Here is a 15,038-nt window from a genome sequence, read left to right as displayed (position 1 = left end):
TTAGCCCCCCGCCCTGTTTTCAAGCCGCTGGACAAGCGAGGCGGGCACCTTAGCCTCGCTCAACTGACCCAGAACCCGTTCTTTGACGTCCTTTGGCATGCGGGTGCTGGCCTCAACCTGAGCGACCAACTTAGCGCGCTGTTCCACAGACAGCTCAACCATATCCGGTGCGGCCCCGGCTCTATCATCTATCCGCAGGGGCCGGACACGTACGCCCGATCCCAGCAGCGGCGTGCGGCCGATCACGACCTCACGCCCAACCAAACCTTCGCCGCGCAACAAGACCTCATCGCCCTGACGACGGATCAGCTGTACTGGCAGCGTTTCGAGCCTGTCATTCTCATCCAGCACCAACACTGTGCCGACAGCATCCAGAACTGAAGACGGCAGCAGAACTACGTTGTCCAGCGGTTGTTCCTGCACCGTGACGGTAACAAAATCGCCCGGCTTGAACCCCGACGCCTCATCCAGGCGGGCATAGATCAAACGCCCGGTCTGCCCTTCGCCCGCCGATCCGCTGTCGCGGCTAATGCGGCCTTGGGCGGTCAGGTCGGTGCCTGTGACCTCAAGCGAGATTGTCACAGGTGCGTCGATCAGATCACCGGCTGCATCCAGCAATCGGACGTATTGCGCGGTTGAGACCCGGAATGCCACCTCCAATGCATTGGGGTCGACAAGCTCCGCCAGCTTTTCGTTCGCGGACACAAGCCGGCCTTCGACCAGTGTTACATCCGTCAATGTGCCCCCGAACCGGGCGCGGATTGTCATATCATCCAGATCGCGTTCAGCGGCCTCAAGCGCAATGCGGGCTCGTGACAACAGGGTGGTCGCCTGATCGACGCGGGATTCGGCCTGGGCCAGTGCAATCCGCCGCGCCAGCACCGCCTGCTGCGCGGCAGCTTTGGCCAGTTCGGCCTCTTCCACAGATGCTGCGGCCCCGACCCCGCGGGTCTGCAAATCCTGTTGGCGCTGCAAGGCGCGCCCGCGCAGTTCCGCCTGCGCCTCAGCCGAGTTCAACTCGTCCTGCGCCAGCAGCAGAGACCGCTCCGCGTCACGCTCTTCAAACTGCGCGTCCAGCAAATCGGATTTTGCCCGGTCCAGCGCGGACTGGGCGTCTGCGGGATCAAGTTCAACCAGAACTTCGCCTGTTGTTACCACACCGCCGTCTTCGAAATCCTCGGCCAGCCCGACAACGCGCCCACCCAAGGCGGCCCGCAGTTCTAACCTGCGGCGGCTTTGAACCTCGCCAAAGGCTTCAAGATACGGGGTGACGGTTTCCAATTCCGCAGACCGAACAGAAACGGCAAAGACACGCTCTCGCGCCTGCGGAGCCGACTCCTCCCGCGTCAGAACGTCTTGCACGGCGCCCGTAATCATCTGCGCCGCCACAAACAACAGGGCCACTGTCAACGACGTCAAAAAGACTCCTACAAGGCTTTGCCTCAGAAATCGCATATATAAATCACCCCGGTTGCATCAGGCTGCCATTAGCAAAAGGTAGCTGGGCAGCAAAAAATGCCAAGCCACAAAGCGGTTATGAACGGTTTAACGTGCGACCAGTCTACTTCCGTCGCAAATGTTCGTCCAATCTAGGCATTATTTCGACGAAATTGCAGGGACGGTGGCGATAATCGAACTGTTTCTCCAATATCCCGTCCCAGGCGTCCTTGCAGGCACCGGGACTGCCGGGCAATGCAAACAGGTAGGTGCCACCCGCGACCCCACCGGTCGCACGTGATTGCACGGCCGACGTACCAATCTTCTCCATTGAAACGATTGTGAACACCGTGCCGAAAGCCTCGATTTCCTTCTCATAGACATCGCGATGCGCTTCGACCGTTACGTCGCGGCCCGTCAGGCCTGTACCACCGGTCGAAATTACCACATCTATTTCCGGGTTAGCGATCCAGGCCCGCAACTGATCAGCGATCTTGTTGCGTTCGTCCTGTATTATGCTGCGATCAGCAACGTGATGCCCGGCGCGTTCGATGCGGTCCACAAGTGTCTGGCCGGATTTATCTTCATCCAGCGACCGCGTGTCCGAGACGGTCACCACGGCGATACGGACCGGAATGAAGTCTTTGGTCTCATCAATGCGCGACATGTTTCCTCAGGCCCTTTCCAAGATGGCAAGCCGGATGGCGAGGCCTGTGAAGATCCCCCCGGTCAGCCAACCCATGATGCGTGAGGCGCGCGGGTTCTCGATTAGCATCCACTCCGCACCACCGGCAAAAATTCCCACTAGCCCATTCACCACAAATCCGCCCAGCGCAATGATGGATCCGAAAATCAAGAACTGCAGCAGGATCGAACCCGCCGCCGGGTTCACGAACTGCGGGATAAAAGCCAGAACAAACAGAATTACTTTGGGGTTGGTCAGGTTCACCACCAGCCCGTCCCGGAATGCCAATTGAGTGGGACCGGAGGGAGCATCCGCAGAGACCGCCCCATTCCGAAACGCCCCCCAGGCGAGATACAGTAGATAAGCAACGCCCATCCAGCGGATCACATCGAACAGCCAGGGCATCGTGGCCACCGCCGCTCTTAAACCAAGACCAGCTACCAGAACGTGAACCATCGATCCGGCCGAGATACCTGCGCTGGCGGCGATTGCAGGCCGCGCCCCGGACCGCAGTCCCTGCCCAAAGCAGAACATCATGTCGGCCCCGGGGGTCAGATTCAGGACAATTGCCGCCGGGATAAACGCCAGCAGCGTAACTGTATCAATCACGTGGTGACCTCGAACCAATTTACCGTGGGGCCGAGATTGGCGACCTGCGTCACGCCGATTGCGCCTCGGTAGCCCCAGCTGTCGTGGATATGGCCACAAAGGGCAAATTGCGGCTGCAGCCGCTCGATTGCGTCACGGACCGCCACCGATCCAACCGCATCACCCGTCGATGTAAGATCACCGTGACCCTTGGGCGGAGAATGGGCAATCAGGATGTCAGCCCCTTCGCAACGATCCAGCAACTCAGCCGCTTCAGGGTCCGTCAGATCGCAGGACCACTCACCGAATGGCGTCACCGGCACGCCGTAACCAAGGCCAAACAGACGCAGCCCATCCACAGTCATGCCTGTCCCGTGTAGAACGTGCACACCTTCGGGCGCGGCTTCGGCCAGCTCACCGGAGCTTTCGGCATTGCCCGGCACCAGAACCAGCGGCGCATTGATACCAGAGAGCATCGCCATCGCGTCATCCAGACCTTGCCGCATGTTGCAATAATCTCCGGCTCCGATAACCAGATCGGCCTCGTCGCTGGCGGCAACAACGTCGGCGGCACGGTTTCGGGCCATATGCAGGTCCGAGAATGCGAGGATTTTCATGCCTTGCCCTCCAGCCTTGCCTTGAGCTCTAACAAATCAGCCCATGCCTGCCGCTTCATCTGCGGTTGACGCAGCAAATAAGCCGGGTGGAACATCGGGATAACCGGCAAGTCCATCGCCTGATCCCACTGACCGCGAAGCCGTGTGATCCCCCGTTTACCCAGAATAGCCTGACAGCTGATATTGCCCATCACCACCAAAACTTCGGGTTTGGCCAAGGCCACGTGCCGTTCGAGAAACGGCTTCAACATGCCAATCTCTTCGGGCTTGGGGTCCCGGTTCTGCGGTGGGCGCCACGGCAGGACGTTGGTGATATAGACGTTTTCGGTCCGATTCAGATCAATCGCGGCCAGCATCCGGTCCAACAACTGACCGGCGCGTCCGACAAAGGGCTTGCCCTCGCGGTCCTCATCGCGGCCTGGAGCCTCTCCAATAATCATCACCCGCGCACCCGGCGTGCCGTCGGCAAAGACCAACTGCCGCGCACCGCGCTTCAACTCGCAATGATCAAACGCGTCCATGGCCGCCTGCAACTGATCCAGCGACGCGGCAGTCCGGGCCGCAGATTTCGCAATCGCAACTGGATCAACCCGCTTGGGTTTTTCTGTTGCGGTCTGGGCCTTTGCGGGTTTCTTGGCTTTGGGCGCTGTATCCGGCAACGCATAGCGATCAACCGGTGCATTACCGATCGCATCCGTCGCACCCAGTTCGATCTGCCATTCCAGCAGGGCGCGGGCAGTATGATAGTCCAAAGCCGATTCCATAGCCCTCAATCTAACCACCTTTTGAACGAGGGAAAGCGAATAGGCCTTGATTGGTCGGTCCGTCGCACCGACCATTGGCGTATTCATGTTGTGTGTATTGCGATTCTTTCTCATCAGTTTGCTGCTGACTATGCTCAGCGGCCCGGCCGTTGCGCAGTTTCAAGACCGATACGGGCAGTGCCGTGCCGGCCAGTTCAAATGCGGCAGTACCTGCTGTTCGGGTGGCCAAAGATGCAGCTTTGACGGCCACTGCATTCCCTTAGGCGGGACCTATTGTGGCGGCGGCCGTACCTGCGGCCCGTTCGAGCGCTGCGTGGCAGGCGGGACCCGATGTGCCCCAGCGGGGCAAAATAAGTGCAGGTCGCGTCTGGACTGCCCCGGCGGCAGCATTTGCAATGCCCGTGGCGAATGCGAGCGGAACACGCCTGACATTCGGGAACTGCCTTCACTGACATGCGACGACGGTCGGATCTGCGGCTCGGGAACATCCTGCCTGCCGGGCGGCGGATGTTCACGCCCCGGCTGGTATCTCTGCGAAAAAACCGGGTCGCAGTGCCGTCAAGGGTTCAAGTGCTCCAAAAATCAGGGCTGTGTTCCCGTCAAAGCCGTCGACTGCGGATATGGTAAATGGTGCAAACCAGGCGAACAGTGCCTGCCCGAAGGCGGATGCGAGAAACTGCCCAAGTGAACCGAACCTTAGGTTGCCTTGCGCAGCGCGGCTTCTTATAAGCGGCGCGATTGTCAGACAGGAGCCCGCCAATGCGTTTTGCCCATCGTCACCTTCTTGGCATCGAGCATCTGTCGCAATCCGATATCACTGCCATTCTCGACCTGGCCGAGAAGTATGTCGACATGAACCGTCAGTCGTCAAAGCACTCTGACGTGCTGTCGGGGCTGACTCAGATCAACATGTTCTTCGAGAACTCGACCCGCACGCAGGCCAGTTTCGAGATCGCAGGCAAGCGGCTGGGCGCGGATGTGATGAACATGGCGATGCAGGCCAGCTCGATCAAAAAAGGCGAGACGCTGATCGACACGGCAATGACGCTGAATGCAATGCACCCTGATCTGCTCGTGGTGCGCCATCCGCACTCGGGCGCGGTCGACCTGCTGGCGCAGAAGGTGAATTGCGCAGTGCTGAATGCAGGTGACGGCAAGCATGAACACCCGACGCAAGCTCTGCTGGACGCGCTGACCATTCGCCGCGCCAAAGGTCGCCTGCACCGCCTGAACATCGCGATCTGCGGCGATGTCGCCCATTCCCGCGTGGCCCGGTCAAACCTGATACTGCTGGGCAAAATGGAAAACCGTATTCGTCTGATCGGACCACCGACGCTGGTCCCCAACCAGTTTGCCGAGTTTGGCGCCGAAATTTACGACGACATGAACGAAGGCCTCAAGGACGTCGACGTCGTGATGATGCTGCGCCTTCAGAAAGAGCGGATGGATGGCGGGTTCATCCCGTCCGAGCGGGAATACTATCACCGTTATGGTCTGGACGCCGCTAAGCTGTCGCAGGCCAAACCGGACGCCATCGTTATGCATCCTGGCCCGATGAATCGCGGTGTTGAGATTGACGGAACGCTGGCGGACGACATCAACCGGTCCGTTATTCAGGAACAGGTCGAAATGGGCGTCGCCGTTCGCATGGCCGCAATGGAACTGTTGGCCCGCAACCTGCGCGAGGCGGCATGAGTGATCTGATCGTCGCCCCCCACGAATACGGCGTCCTCCGCCTGTTTCAGCTGGACATGCGGCCCGAGGCGGCAAAGTTCCTGCGCGAACCGGGTGCCGCCGACCAGGTTCTGGGTGTCGAGGGTCTGGATCCTGTTCAGATCGACGTCTTTCCCGTATCAGATCTCGAGGAACTGGGTCTTTTCGGCTGCCTCAACGAAGGGTGCGGCGTTCCCAATGATCAACTGGACCGGGCTGCACTGGACAGCGTTGAAGGCTGGGTCATGGTCGTGCGCAGTGCCGCGTTTCAGGGACGTGCCGCCACTTTGGAACCGGACCCAAAAGTGCGCCTGGTTGGCCTTTACACAGAAGAGGCGACAAGCTGGACCGGTGGACCGATCAAAACCGAAAGTGCGAAACCGTTCTCGGCCCCGCAAACCCCGCCACAAGACGACAAACCCGGCCGCATTGGGTCGGCCATGCTGGCAGTGGTGGCGCTGTTGGTCATAGGAGGCATCCTGTGGCTGACCCTGTGACCTTCACCCCCGACAAAGGCGCGTATATCCGCACGAATACATGGCTGGCCGCCGGGGCCATGGCGGTCGCGATGATCGTGCTGTGGTTGGTCGGCAACCCCTACGTCTGGACCGGGGCGCCCGCGGGTCTTGCCGCGGTTGCCTTTCGCGCATGGTACCTGGCCTCAGAAGAACTGACCACCACATGGCAGATGACGGAAACCACCCTAACCGGCCCCGGCCCGCGCAATGTGACGCTGAACCAGATAGAGGCGGTCAACCTCATGGGCAGTTTTGTCCAGATCGTCACCAAGGGCGGTGACAAACACCTGATCAAGTATCAGGCTGACCCCGCCGCCACCAAAGCCGCCATCGAAAGGGCAATGGCATGAATAACACTCTTTTTACCAATGCCCGCCTGATCGACCCGGAAACCGGCACCGACAGCCCTGGCTGGCTACATGTATCCGACGGTCAGATCGCTGCGCGCGGCGAAGGGGATGCTCCGACGCCGGAGGCGCAGGTCGTCGATTGTGGCGGACAGTGCCTTGCCCCCGGCATCGTCGATATCGGCGTCAAGGTCTGTGAACCGGGTGAGCGACACAAGGAAAGCTATAAATCTGCCGGTCTGGCCGCTGCGGCCGGAGGCGTGACCACCATCGTGACCCGCCCCGATACCAGCCCCGCGATCGACACGCCCGAAAGTCTGGAGTTCGTCACACGCCGAGCGCAGGCCGACACTCCGGTCAACGTCCTGCCAATGGCCGCGTTGACCAAAGGTCGCGAAGGCCGCGAAATGACTGAGATCGGATTCCTGCAGGATGCCGGTGCCGTCGCCTTTACTGACTGCGATCACATGATCGCCAACACCAAGGTGTTTTCCCGCGCCCTGACCTATGCCCGGGCCTGTGGCGCGCTGGTCATCGCCCACCCGCAAGAACCCATTCTCAGCAATGGTGCCGCAGCCACCAGTGGCAAGTTCGCCGTGCTGCGTGGCTTGCCCGCCGTTTCGCCCATGGCCGAGCGGATGGGACTGGACCGCGACATTGCCTTGCTTGAGATGACCGGAGCCGCCTATCACGCTGACCAGATCACCACCGCCCGTGCCCTGCCCGCGCTTGAACGGGCCAAGCGGAATGGTTTGGATATCACCGCAGGTACGTCGATTCACCACCTGACTCTGAACGAGCTGGACGTGGCCGACTATCGCACCTTCTTCAAGGTCAAGCCGCCGCTGCGATCCGAGGATGACCGGCAAGCGGTGATCGAAGCAGTGCGGACCGGCCTGATTGATACGATCAGTTCCATGCACACGCCTCAGGATGAGGAAAGCAAACGCCTGCCGTTTGAAGAGGCGGCCTCCGGCGCGGTAGCGCTGGAAACACTGCTGCCCGCCGCCTTGCGTCTGTATCATGCCGGGCAGTTGGACCTGCCGACACTGTTCCGCGCAATGGCCCTAAACCCGGCGAAACGATTAGGGCTGGACAGTGGCCGCCTGTCCGAAGGCGCACCCGCCGATCTGGTCCTGTTTGACCCGGATATGCCCTTTGTGCTGGACCGGTTCTCGCTCAAATCCAAATCTCAGAACACACCGTTTGACGGCCAACGCATGCAGGGTAAGGTCACCGCAACTTTCGTTGCAGGACAAGAAGTTTACCGGAGACCCTGATGCCGATCATCGACAGCACAATGACCCAGCTGATCCTGTGGGCGGCACTTGGATACCTGATGGGGTCGATCCCGTTTGGCATGGTCCTGGCCAAGGTGATGGGGTTGGGTAACCTGCGCAACATCGGATCGGGCAATATCGGCGCAACCAATGTTTTGCGGACAGGCAACAAGACCGCCGCTGCCCTGACCCTGATCTTCGACGCCGCAAAAGGCGGGGTTGCCGTTCTGGTGGCGCGCGCACTGGCGGGCGAGGATGCCGCGCAGATTGCGGCGCTGGCAGCACTTTTGGGCCATTGCTTTCCGGTTTGGCTGGGATTTAAGGGCGGCAAAGGGGTCGCCACGTTTCTGGGGATCTGGCTGGCGTTGGACTGGCGCGTCGGTGTGGCCTGTTGTTTGACCTGGTTGGTTGCTGCTGCAATCTGGCGCATCTCATCCCTTGCGGCACTTGCAGCGGCGGCAACGTCCACTATCTGGGCCCTTCTGCTGACAGGTTCGCAAACGCTGCTACTGGCTGGCGTCCTGACCCTGTTGGTCTATTGGCGCCACAGCGCGAATATTGCCCGCATCAAATCCGGCACTGAACCAAAAATCGGGCAGTCTTGAGCGCCCCGAACGCCTTCCTGACCGCCTTTTTTGCCATCCCCAAGGGGTCGTCGACCGGGCGTGCCCACGGCAGGCGGTATATCGTCAGTCGAACGGAGTTTTCAGACGGCAAGTCGCAGAAACTTGTCGCACGCGCACTGGACGGCAGCGACTACATCAGCCTGAACCTTTATCTGACCAAACGCGGATCTCTTCTTCGCCCCTGCGAAATGTCCGCGGGAAAAGTCACCGAATTCGTTTTGGATCTGGCGCCCGATACCTAAGGCCTACCCTGCATTTGTGAACAGTGCCTCTTCGCCCCTGCACATTCACAATTGATTGCTTTGAACGTGATGAGCCGCCTGCCCACTTGGGTTCCGTGACGACCAATTGCGGGTCTCACGGACAAAAAACTCTTGGGTTGTCTGGGCGCAATTTTCTGCGTCACGTGGCGGCCCCTTCACGAAAGGTGAAAACAATGAACAAGTTCAAATCTCTTATCGGCGGCGTCGCGCTGTCTGTTTCCATCGCAAGCTCGGCTCTGGCCGCTGGTGTTGAGCTGAACGCAAGCTCGACCGGTCTGGCCATGCAGGGCTATGATCCGGTTGCCTACTTCACCGCTGGCGAGCCGACCAAAGGTGACTACCGCATCACCACACTGCACAACGACGCGATGTATCGCTTTGCCAATGAAGAAAACAAAGCCGCGTTCGAAGAAAACCCCGAAGCGTACCTGCCTGCATATGGCGGCTATTGCGCCTTCGGCGCTGCGATGGGCTTCAAGTTTGACGGTGACCCGACCTATTGGAAGATCGTTGACAACAAGCTGTACCTGAACCTGTCGCAAGACATCCAGCAGCGCTGGGAAGGTGACATCCCTGGTTTTGTCGAACAAGCCAGCGCCAATTGGGAAACCATCGCGGATAAAACACCGGCGGAACTGCAGCAATAATTCCTGAAATTCTCCAAAAAGGCGGCGGCAGAGTATTCTGCCGCCGTTTTTCGTTTCAAGATCAAACACCAGCAAGCCGGGTTTAGTCGGTCTTACGGTTCAAGAACCGTGCTGCCTGTGGTTTGACGCGCTTCAAGCACCCGATGCGCCTCGGCCACCTGATCCAACGGGAACCGCTGGTCGATGTGGATTTTGACCTCGCCGCCTTCAACTTTGCCGAACAGCCGCCGTGCCATTGCCTGACAGACAGAAGGATCGGCGATATGGGTAAACAACGTCGGGCGGGTGATTTTCAATGAACCTTTCTTGCCCAAAATACCGATATCCATCAACGGGACTGGCCCCGACGCATTGCCGAATGAGATCATCATTCCCAGGGGTTTCAGGCAGTCCAGCGAGCCATTGAACGTGTCCGCACCGATGGAATCCATGACCACGTCCACGCCCTTGCCGCCGGTGATTTCGGCCACACGTTCGGCAAAGTTCTCGGTCCGGTAGTTGATGCAATGCGCAGCCCCATTGAACTGCGCGAGGCTGCATTTTTCGTCTGTCCCGGCTGTTCCGATCAGGGTGATGCCCTCGGACTTGGCCCATTGGCAGGCAATCAGACCAACGCCACCGGCGGCCGCGTGAAACAGAACCGTGTCACCCCGTTTCAAAGGCGTTGTCCGGTGAAACAGATACTCGACCGTCATCCCCTTGAGCATCATCGCCGCAGCCGCGTCAAAAGAAATCCCTTCGGACAACGGACATACCTGTGCCGCTGGCATCACGCGCGCTTCACAATAGGCCCCGGCGGGTGCTGCGGCATAGGCCGCGCGTTGGCCCGGTTTCAGATGGGTAACACCTTCGCCAACGGCCTCAATCACACCTGCCGCTTCCATGCCCAGCGCGTGCGGTAAATCCATCGGGTACAACCCCGTGCGCTGATAGACATCAATGAAGTTCAACCCACAGGCCCGGTGGCGGATGCGAACCTCGCCGGGTCCGGGATCGCCCAAGGGCCGGCCTTCGATCTTTAGAACTTCGGGGCCGCCGTTTTCGTGAATGACGACGGTTCTTGCCGTTTGCTGCATGCTGACCTCCTGTTGCCTGACGCCAAGCTAACACGCGTGTGAAACAGGGCAATTGGTAGGTTTTTCCTGCCGCGCAACCACAACGGGAAAAACTGTGCTATAATAGGGCCTGAGCGTTGCCGGCTGGTCCGGCCAAAGGCAACCACCGCCGGATTCAACCCGTTGCGCACTGGCAAAGGGAGGGGATCAAGATGGCCAAAACAATAGGAAATCCGATCAGTTGGGCCGCCCGAAACATTGGCGCGACCGGCGATCATATTACCGAAAGCGTGCACCATATCGGCAGCGCGGACACCCGGCATCTGCCGCAGGTGCAAACCCTGACGATGCAGGACCTGAAGGCCTGTTTGCAGGCCGGGTACAATGATTTTCTGGAAACGCGGGCGGATGCCATTTTCATCATACTGGTTTACCCGATTGCAGGTCTGCTGATGTTCGGGTTTGGCCTTAATCGCAACATGGTGCCCCTACTGGCACCGCTGATCATGGGTTTCGCACTAGTCGGTCCGATCGCAGCCGTGGGCCTTTACGAAATCAGCCGCAAACGCGAGCAAGGCGGCGAGGTCCATTGGCTGGACGCCTTGGGCGTCTTCCGGTCCCCGTCCTTCGGTGCAATTCTGGCCTTGGGGTTCTATCTGGTCATGCTGCTGCTGATTTGGCTGATGGTCGCGCAGAGCATCTATGTGCATACGCTTGGGCCTGATCTGCCCACCTCGCTCGGGGCTTTCGTGACTCAGGTATTCACCACGGGCGCAGGCTGGTCCATGATCATTTTCGGCAATGCGATCGGGTTTCTATTCGCGCTGGTCGCATTGGCCATGAGCGTCGTCAGCTTTCCATTGCTGTTGGACCGTCCTGTCGGACTGCCGGTGGCGGTCGTGACGTCGGTCCGGGTGTTGCGGCATAATCCCGGTGTCATTTTGGCATGGGGGTTCATCGTAGCGGCCCTGTTGATCATCGGAGCCATCCCGATGCTGCTGGGGCTGATCGTTGTCATGCCAGTCCTGGGCCATGCAACCTGGCATCTTTACCGCCGCGCAATGGTCTGATCGGAAAAAGCGCGGGATCTACCCGCGCCAAAGTTTTAACCAGCGACCTTGAGGACAATCTTGCCGATGTGGCCCGAGCTTTCCATCCGCGCATGGGCGGCTGCCGCCTCGGCCAGATCAAACTCACTGTCCATGACGGGGGCCACGTTCCCAGCCTCCAGCAATGGCCAGACAGCCTCGCGCAAATCCTGCGCAATCTTCGCCTTTGCCAGATCACTTTGAGGGCGCAAAGTACTGCCAGTCAGGATCAGGCGTTTGACCATCATCATCGCAAAGTTCAACTCGACCTTCGGACCTTGCAGGAAGGCGATCTGAACCAGACACCCATCCTCGGCCAGAGCTTTGACGTTGCGCGGGATATAGTCGCCACCAACCATGTCGAGGATCAGGTTCGCGCCACCCTCAGCCCGCATGACGCCCACGAAGTCCTCATCCCGGTAATTGATCGCCTTCTCGGCCCCGAGGTTCACACAGGCTTCGCATTTCTCAGCAGATCCGGCGGTTGCAAACACCCGCGCACCAAACGCGTTCGCCAGCTGGATCGCTGTTGTGCCAATGCCGCTGGACCCGCCATGCACCAGAAAACGCTCACCTGCCTTCAGACCGCCGCGCGTGAAAACGTTGGACCACACAGTAAAGAAGGTTTCGGGCAGGCACGCGGCCTCTTTCATGCCCATTCCCGAAGGAACTGGCAGACAATGCGCAGCCGGTGTGGCCACATATTCCGCATAACCGCCACCGGGCAGCAAGGCACAGACCTGATCGCCGATGGCCAGACCCTCGACCCCGGCACCAACGGCAACAACCTCGCCCGATGCCTCAAGCCCCGGCAAATCGCTGGCACCCTGCGGCGGATCATACGCCCCGGCACGCTGCAGCGCATCCGGGCGGTTCACACCCGCATAGGCCACTTTCAGGATCACCTGTCCGGCTTGTGGTTCCGGCACCGGGCGTTCCGTCAGTTGCAGAACATCCGGACCACCGGGTTTGGTGATTTCGACAGCGCGCATCATCTGGGTCATGGGCAAATCTCCTTTGCCCAATGCCTAGCAGGCAATTTCTGGAAGGCCCAGACGCTTACTTGCGCGGGTTTAACATACCCGGCAAATCAGCCCGTATCTTTGTCGGCGCTTTTACCTGACCAGCCAACCAGTTCGGCACCGCCAGAAACGGTTTGAACAACGGGTTGTCATTCACCTGCGCCTTGATCTTTTCGAACTGCATGACGTTGTCTATCCGCCGATCCAGAAACTCCCAAGTTTTCTGGTGATCGGGGGAATCGTCGCCCAGCCAGAACAGCAGAGTCGAGGAATAGACACCCGACAAAGTCGCCCGTTTCGTGTACCAGTTCACGTCTTCCGAGGAATCGCCCAGCGTGTCCCAGATCAGATCGCAGGTCTGCCACAAGGCTTTTGCCCCATCGGCTGCGTGGGTGGGCAGCGAAAACAACGTCATACCCCGGCGAACAAGCTCTTTGTCCGGAACCGCCTCAAGCCGGAACCGAACTGCAGCGGCGATTCGCTCGCGGAACTTCAACTCGCTCAGGTCCGAGGACTTCAGCCGATCTTCCATCGCCGCGTCGCCGCGCGCGTGAAAGGCCAGTGCCAGATCAACCGCGCCACGGGGACAAATCGCGCGCGCCAGCGTGTCATCCATATCGCAATCTAAGATAGCTGCACGAAAGCTGGCTTCGGACCAGCCGTCAAACGGCACATGGATCAAAATCGCGTCCAACAACTGCTGCTTGGTGTCTTCATATGTGGTGGTCATGGCGGTTCTCCGGTTCTGGGGACCAGTACTAGACAAGATAGAACGGCTTTGCTATACGGCCAATTCCTGCAATTTCCTTGCAACTCTATCTAGAAAGGTGGTGACAACCACATGCAGGTTAGTGTTCGCGACAATAACGTCGATCAGGCGCTTCGTGCCCTGAAGAAAAAGCTGCAGCGCGAAGGCGTGTTCCGCGAAATGAAGCTCAAGCAACATTTCGAGAAACCGTCCGAGAAAAAAGCGCGCGAGAAAGCTGAAGCGATCCGCCGTGCCCGTAAACTGGCACGTAAGAAAGCACAGCGCGAAGGTTTGCTCTAAAACCTCGCTCGTCCAGCTTTGGATGACACTATTTGACGACCCCCGAGGCATCGCCCGGGGGTTTGTCGTTTTTAGGGTCGGATGATTTTTGCCGACTCGGGCCGCCCACGCGCGACAAGCTGCCATTTCCCCCTCAGCAACATTTTGCCCGGCATTTTGCAGCGCAGCGAATCCCGTGACGGTAGCACTGACCCGCCAAAACTCGCCTCTGAACACGCCATCCCTATGAAGGTCGTATCGAGCCTTTGTAACTGGCGCCGTCTACCACGACAAAAAACCAATCGGAGGCAAAAATGTCGACTGCAAGTAGTATCGAACAAGAAATGCTGGCGCTGATTAACCAAGAGCGCACATCCCGCGGGCTGGACCCCCTACAGCTTGAAACGCGGCTGAACGACTCGTCCGAGGATCACAGTGAATGGATGCTGGAAACTGACAGGTTCAGCCACACGGGCTCGGGTGGTTCCAGCGCCACTCAGCGGATGGAAATGGCCGGATTCGACTTCTCGGGCAACTGGCGGTCGGGTGAAAACATCGCCTGGCAATCCGAGCGCGGCGCGCCAGGCATCAGCGATGACGTCGCCCAGCTTCATCAGAACCTGATGAACAGCCCCGGTCACCGCGCCAATATTCTGAACCCAGATTTCAAATACATCGGAATCGGAATTGAAACCGGCGACATGCAGGGTTTCGACGCTGTGATGGTGACGCAGAACTTTGCTGCCACCCAGGGTGAAGTCATGCTGGACAACGGTTCTGCCACTCCGCCGGCGCCGACGCCACCAGTTGAAGAAACCCCGCAGCCCGAAGAGCCGGTTGCCGAAGTGCCAGAACCCGAGGTTACCGAGCCTGAGGAACCCGTAGCCGAAACGCCGGATACCGACACCGAGGAACCGGCACCAGAAACGCCTGACACCGATGTCACCGAGACCGAAGAACCGGAGCCCGAAACGCCCGACACCGACGTCACCGAGACCGAAGAGCCGGAACCAGAAACGCCCGACACTGACGTCACCGAGACCGAAGAGCCGGAGCCTGAAACACCTGGAACCGAAGAACCGGAAGAAGTCGCCTGTTTTGACGTTCAGGAGTTTCTTGCGGAGATCCGGGCATTCGTCCAATCGATTCAGGCGCAGTTCGACCAGTTTGATTGGAACGACACGGACTATGCCGATGCGGAACCCGAAACCGACGATTTCGATATGGTGATGACCGGCGATGACAATCCTGTGGACGATGTTGAGACTTGCTCTGACATGACCGGGGACAATTCAGGTGATGTCTTTGTGTTCAACTATTATGATTTCGACTGCATGATGGACGCCGCTTAACGGATACTA

18 protein-coding genes are annotated in these 15,038 nt (G+C 59.2%); 10 read left to right on the top strand and 8 right to left on the bottom strand.

The window, feature by feature from the left end; translation table 11 throughout:
• The 5 genes from DHN12_RS13700 to DHN12_RS13680 all read right to left on the bottom strand — a co-directional run bounded on the left by DHN12_RS13700 (position 1) and on the right by DHN12_RS13680 (position 4,091).
• Positions 1–1,455 (bottom strand): efflux RND transporter periplasmic adaptor subunit, encoded by a 1,455-nt coding sequence (locus DHN12_RS13700; RefSeq protein WP_108860711.1) that lies wholly within the window; start codon positions 1,453–1,455, stop codon positions 1–3.
• 106 nt (positions 1,456–1,561) lie between these two features.
• Positions 1,562–2,104 (bottom strand): molybdenum cofactor biosynthesis protein B, encoded by a 543-nt coding sequence (moaB, locus tag DHN12_RS13695; protein WP_108860710.1) that lies wholly within the window; start codon positions 2,102–2,104, stop codon positions 1,562–1,564.
• A gap of 6 nt (positions 2,105–2,110) precedes the next feature.
• Positions 2,111–2,731 (bottom strand): LysE family translocator, encoded by a 621-nt coding sequence (locus DHN12_RS13690; RefSeq protein ID WP_108860709.1) that lies wholly within the window; start codon positions 2,729–2,731, stop codon positions 2,111–2,113.
• Entirely contained in the window at positions 2,728–3,327 is a 600-nt protein-coding gene (locus tag DHN12_RS13685) for a metallophosphoesterase (RefSeq protein WP_108860708.1), read from the bottom strand. Before DHN12_RS13685 ends, DHN12_RS13690 begins: the two co-directional genes overlap by 4 nt.
• On the bottom strand, positions 3,324–4,091 hold the full coding sequence (locus tag DHN12_RS13680) for a uracil-DNA glycosylase family protein (protein WP_108860707.1): 768 nt from the start codon (positions 4,089–4,091) through the stop codon (positions 3,324–3,326). Before DHN12_RS13680 ends, DHN12_RS13685 begins: the two co-directional genes overlap by 4 nt.
• A 759-nt stretch (positions 4,092–4,850) precedes the next feature.
• On the opposite strand from DHN12_RS13680, the gene DHN12_RS13670 reads away from it, so the two are divergent.
• The 7 genes from DHN12_RS13670 (at position 4,851) to DHN12_RS13640 (ending at position 9,485) form a co-directional block, all read left to right on the top strand.
• Entirely contained in the window at positions 4,851–5,786 is a 936-nt protein-coding gene (locus tag DHN12_RS13670) for an aspartate carbamoyltransferase catalytic subunit (protein WP_108860706.1), read from the top strand.
• A complete protein-coding gene (locus DHN12_RS13665; protein WP_108860705.1) occupies positions 5,783–6,301 on the top strand; it encodes a hypothetical protein in 519 nt (172 codons plus the stop codon). Before DHN12_RS13670 ends, DHN12_RS13665 begins: the two co-directional genes overlap by 4 nt.
• Entirely contained in the window at positions 6,286–6,672 is a 387-nt protein-coding gene (locus DHN12_RS13660) for a hypothetical protein (protein WP_234416643.1), read from the top strand. Before DHN12_RS13665 ends, DHN12_RS13660 begins: the two co-directional genes overlap by 16 nt.
• Complete coding sequence (pyrC, locus tag DHN12_RS13655) at positions 6,669–7,949, top strand: dihydroorotase (protein WP_108860704.1); 1,281 nt, start codon at positions 6,669–6,671, stop codon at positions 7,947–7,949. Before DHN12_RS13660 ends, pyrC begins: the two co-directional genes overlap by 4 nt.
• Positions 7,949–8,554: a glycerol-3-phosphate 1-O-acyltransferase PlsY gene (plsY, locus tag DHN12_RS13650; RefSeq protein WP_108860703.1), complete on the top strand. Its 606-nt coding sequence runs from the start codon at positions 7,949–7,951 to the stop codon at positions 8,552–8,554. Before pyrC ends, plsY begins: the two co-directional genes overlap by 1 nt.
• Positions 8,551–8,817: a hypothetical protein gene (locus DHN12_RS13645; protein ID WP_108860702.1), complete on the top strand. Its 267-nt coding sequence runs from the start codon at positions 8,551–8,553 to the stop codon at positions 8,815–8,817. Before plsY ends, DHN12_RS13645 begins: the two co-directional genes overlap by 4 nt.
• A gap of 194 nt (positions 8,818–9,011) precedes the next feature.
• Positions 9,012–9,485, top strand: coding sequence for a YHS domain-containing (seleno)protein (locus tag DHN12_RS13640; RefSeq protein ID WP_108860701.1), 474 nt, complete (start codon positions 9,012–9,014; stop codon positions 9,483–9,485).
• Between the two features lie 92 nt (positions 9,486–9,577).
• Here the strand turns inward: DHN12_RS13640 and DHN12_RS13635 are convergent, their stop codons facing one another.
• Positions 9,578–10,561, bottom strand: coding sequence for a quinone oxidoreductase (locus tag DHN12_RS13635; protein ID WP_108860700.1), 984 nt, complete (start codon positions 10,559–10,561; stop codon positions 9,578–9,580).
• Between the two features lie 191 nt (positions 10,562–10,752).
• Between DHN12_RS13635 and DHN12_RS13630 the strand changes: the two genes are divergently transcribed.
• The gene (locus tag DHN12_RS13630) at positions 10,753–11,610 is read left to right on the top strand and encodes a DUF2189 domain-containing protein (protein WP_108860857.1); all 858 of its coding nucleotides are present in this window, start codon (positions 10,753–10,755) and stop codon (positions 11,608–11,610) included.
• Between the two features lie 35 nt (positions 11,611–11,645).
• On the opposite strand, the gene DHN12_RS13625 is transcribed toward DHN12_RS13630, so the two are convergent.
• Together DHN12_RS13625 and DHN12_RS13620 are read right to left on the bottom strand one after the other, a co-directional pair.
• On the bottom strand, positions 11,646–12,632 hold the full coding sequence (locus DHN12_RS13625) for an NAD(P)H-quinone oxidoreductase (RefSeq protein WP_108860699.1): 987 nt from the start codon (positions 12,630–12,632) through the stop codon (positions 11,646–11,648).
• Positions 12,633–12,687: 55 nt separating this feature from the next.
• Positions 12,688–13,380, bottom strand: a complete 693-nt coding sequence (locus DHN12_RS13620; protein ID WP_108860698.1) for a COQ9 family protein — start codon at positions 13,378–13,380, stop codon at positions 12,688–12,690.
• A 111-nt stretch (positions 13,381–13,491) separates the two neighbouring features.
• On the opposite strand from DHN12_RS13620, the gene rpsU reads away from it, so the two are divergent.
• Together rpsU and DHN12_RS13610 are read left to right on the top strand one after the other, a co-directional pair.
• A complete protein-coding gene (gene rpsU / locus DHN12_RS13615) occupies positions 13,492–13,698 on the top strand; it encodes a 30S ribosomal protein S21 (protein WP_005614280.1) in 207 nt (68 codons plus the stop codon).
• 293 nt (positions 13,699–13,991) lie between these two features.
• Positions 13,992–15,029 carry a CAP domain-containing protein gene (locus DHN12_RS13610; protein WP_108860697.1) on the top strand — a complete coding sequence of 346 codons (1,038 nt, stop codon included), beginning with the start codon at positions 13,992–13,994 and terminating at the stop codon, positions 15,027–15,029.
• Positions 15,030–15,038: the final 9 nt, after the last annotated feature.

This window comes from Ruegeria sp. Alg231-54, assembly GCF_900143525.1.
GTDB lineage: Bacteria > Pseudomonadota > Alphaproteobacteria > Rhodobacterales > Rhodobacteraceae > Ruegeria.
Note: the sequence above shows the minus strand (reverse complement) of the source record. Positions and strands in the feature narration are given on the sequence as shown.

Bases quoted from the DNA above. Each gene is read 5' to 3' on its own strand.
- DHN12_RS13700 (WP_108860711.1), bottom strand. From the start codon at position 1,455: ATGCGATTTCTGAGGCAAAGCCTTGTAGGAGTCTTTTTGACGTCGTTG.
- moaB (WP_108860710.1), bottom strand. From the start codon at position 2,104: ATGTCGCGCATTGATGAGACCAAAGACTTCATTCCGGTCCGTATCGCC.
- DHN12_RS13685 (WP_108860708.1), bottom strand. From the start codon at position 3,327: ATGAAAATCCTCGCATTCTCGGACCTGCATATGGCCCGAAACCGTGCC.
- DHN12_RS13680 (WP_108860707.1), bottom strand. From the start codon at position 4,091: ATGGAATCGGCTTTGGACTATCATACTGCCCGCGCCCTGCTGGAATGG.
- DHN12_RS13670 (WP_108860706.1), top strand. From the start codon at position 4,851: ATGCGTTTTGCCCATCGTCACCTTCTTGGCATCGAGCATCTGTCGCAA.
- DHN12_RS13665 (WP_108860705.1), top strand. From the start codon at position 5,783: ATGAGTGATCTGATCGTCGCCCCCCACGAATACGGCGTCCTCCGCCTG.
- pyrC (WP_108860704.1), top strand. From the start codon at position 6,669: ATGAATAACACTCTTTTTACCAATGCCCGCCTGATCGACCCGGAAACC.
- plsY (WP_108860703.1), top strand. From the start codon at position 7,949: ATGCCGATCATCGACAGCACAATGACCCAGCTGATCCTGTGGGCGGCA.
- DHN12_RS13640 (WP_108860701.1), top strand. From the start codon at position 9,012: ATGAACAAGTTCAAATCTCTTATCGGCGGCGTCGCGCTGTCTGTTTCC.
- DHN12_RS13635 (WP_108860700.1), bottom strand. From the start codon at position 10,561: ATGCAGCAAACGGCAAGAACCGTCGTCATTCACGAAAACGGCGGCCCC.
- DHN12_RS13630 (WP_108860857.1), top strand. From the start codon at position 10,753: ATGGCCAAAACAATAGGAAATCCGATCAGTTGGGCCGCCCGAAACATT.
- DHN12_RS13625 (WP_108860699.1), bottom strand. From the start codon at position 12,632: ATGACCCAGATGATGCGCGCTGTCGAAATCACCAAACCCGGTGGTCCG.
- DHN12_RS13620 (WP_108860698.1), bottom strand. From the start codon at position 13,380: ATGACCACCACATATGAAGACACCAAGCAGCAGTTGTTGGACGCGATT.
- rpsU (WP_005614280.1), top strand. From the start codon at position 13,492: ATGCAGGTTAGTGTTCGCGACAATAACGTCGATCAGGCGCTTCGTGCC.
- DHN12_RS13610 (WP_108860697.1), top strand. From the start codon at position 13,992: ATGTCGACTGCAAGTAGTATCGAACAAGAAATGCTGGCGCTGATTAAC.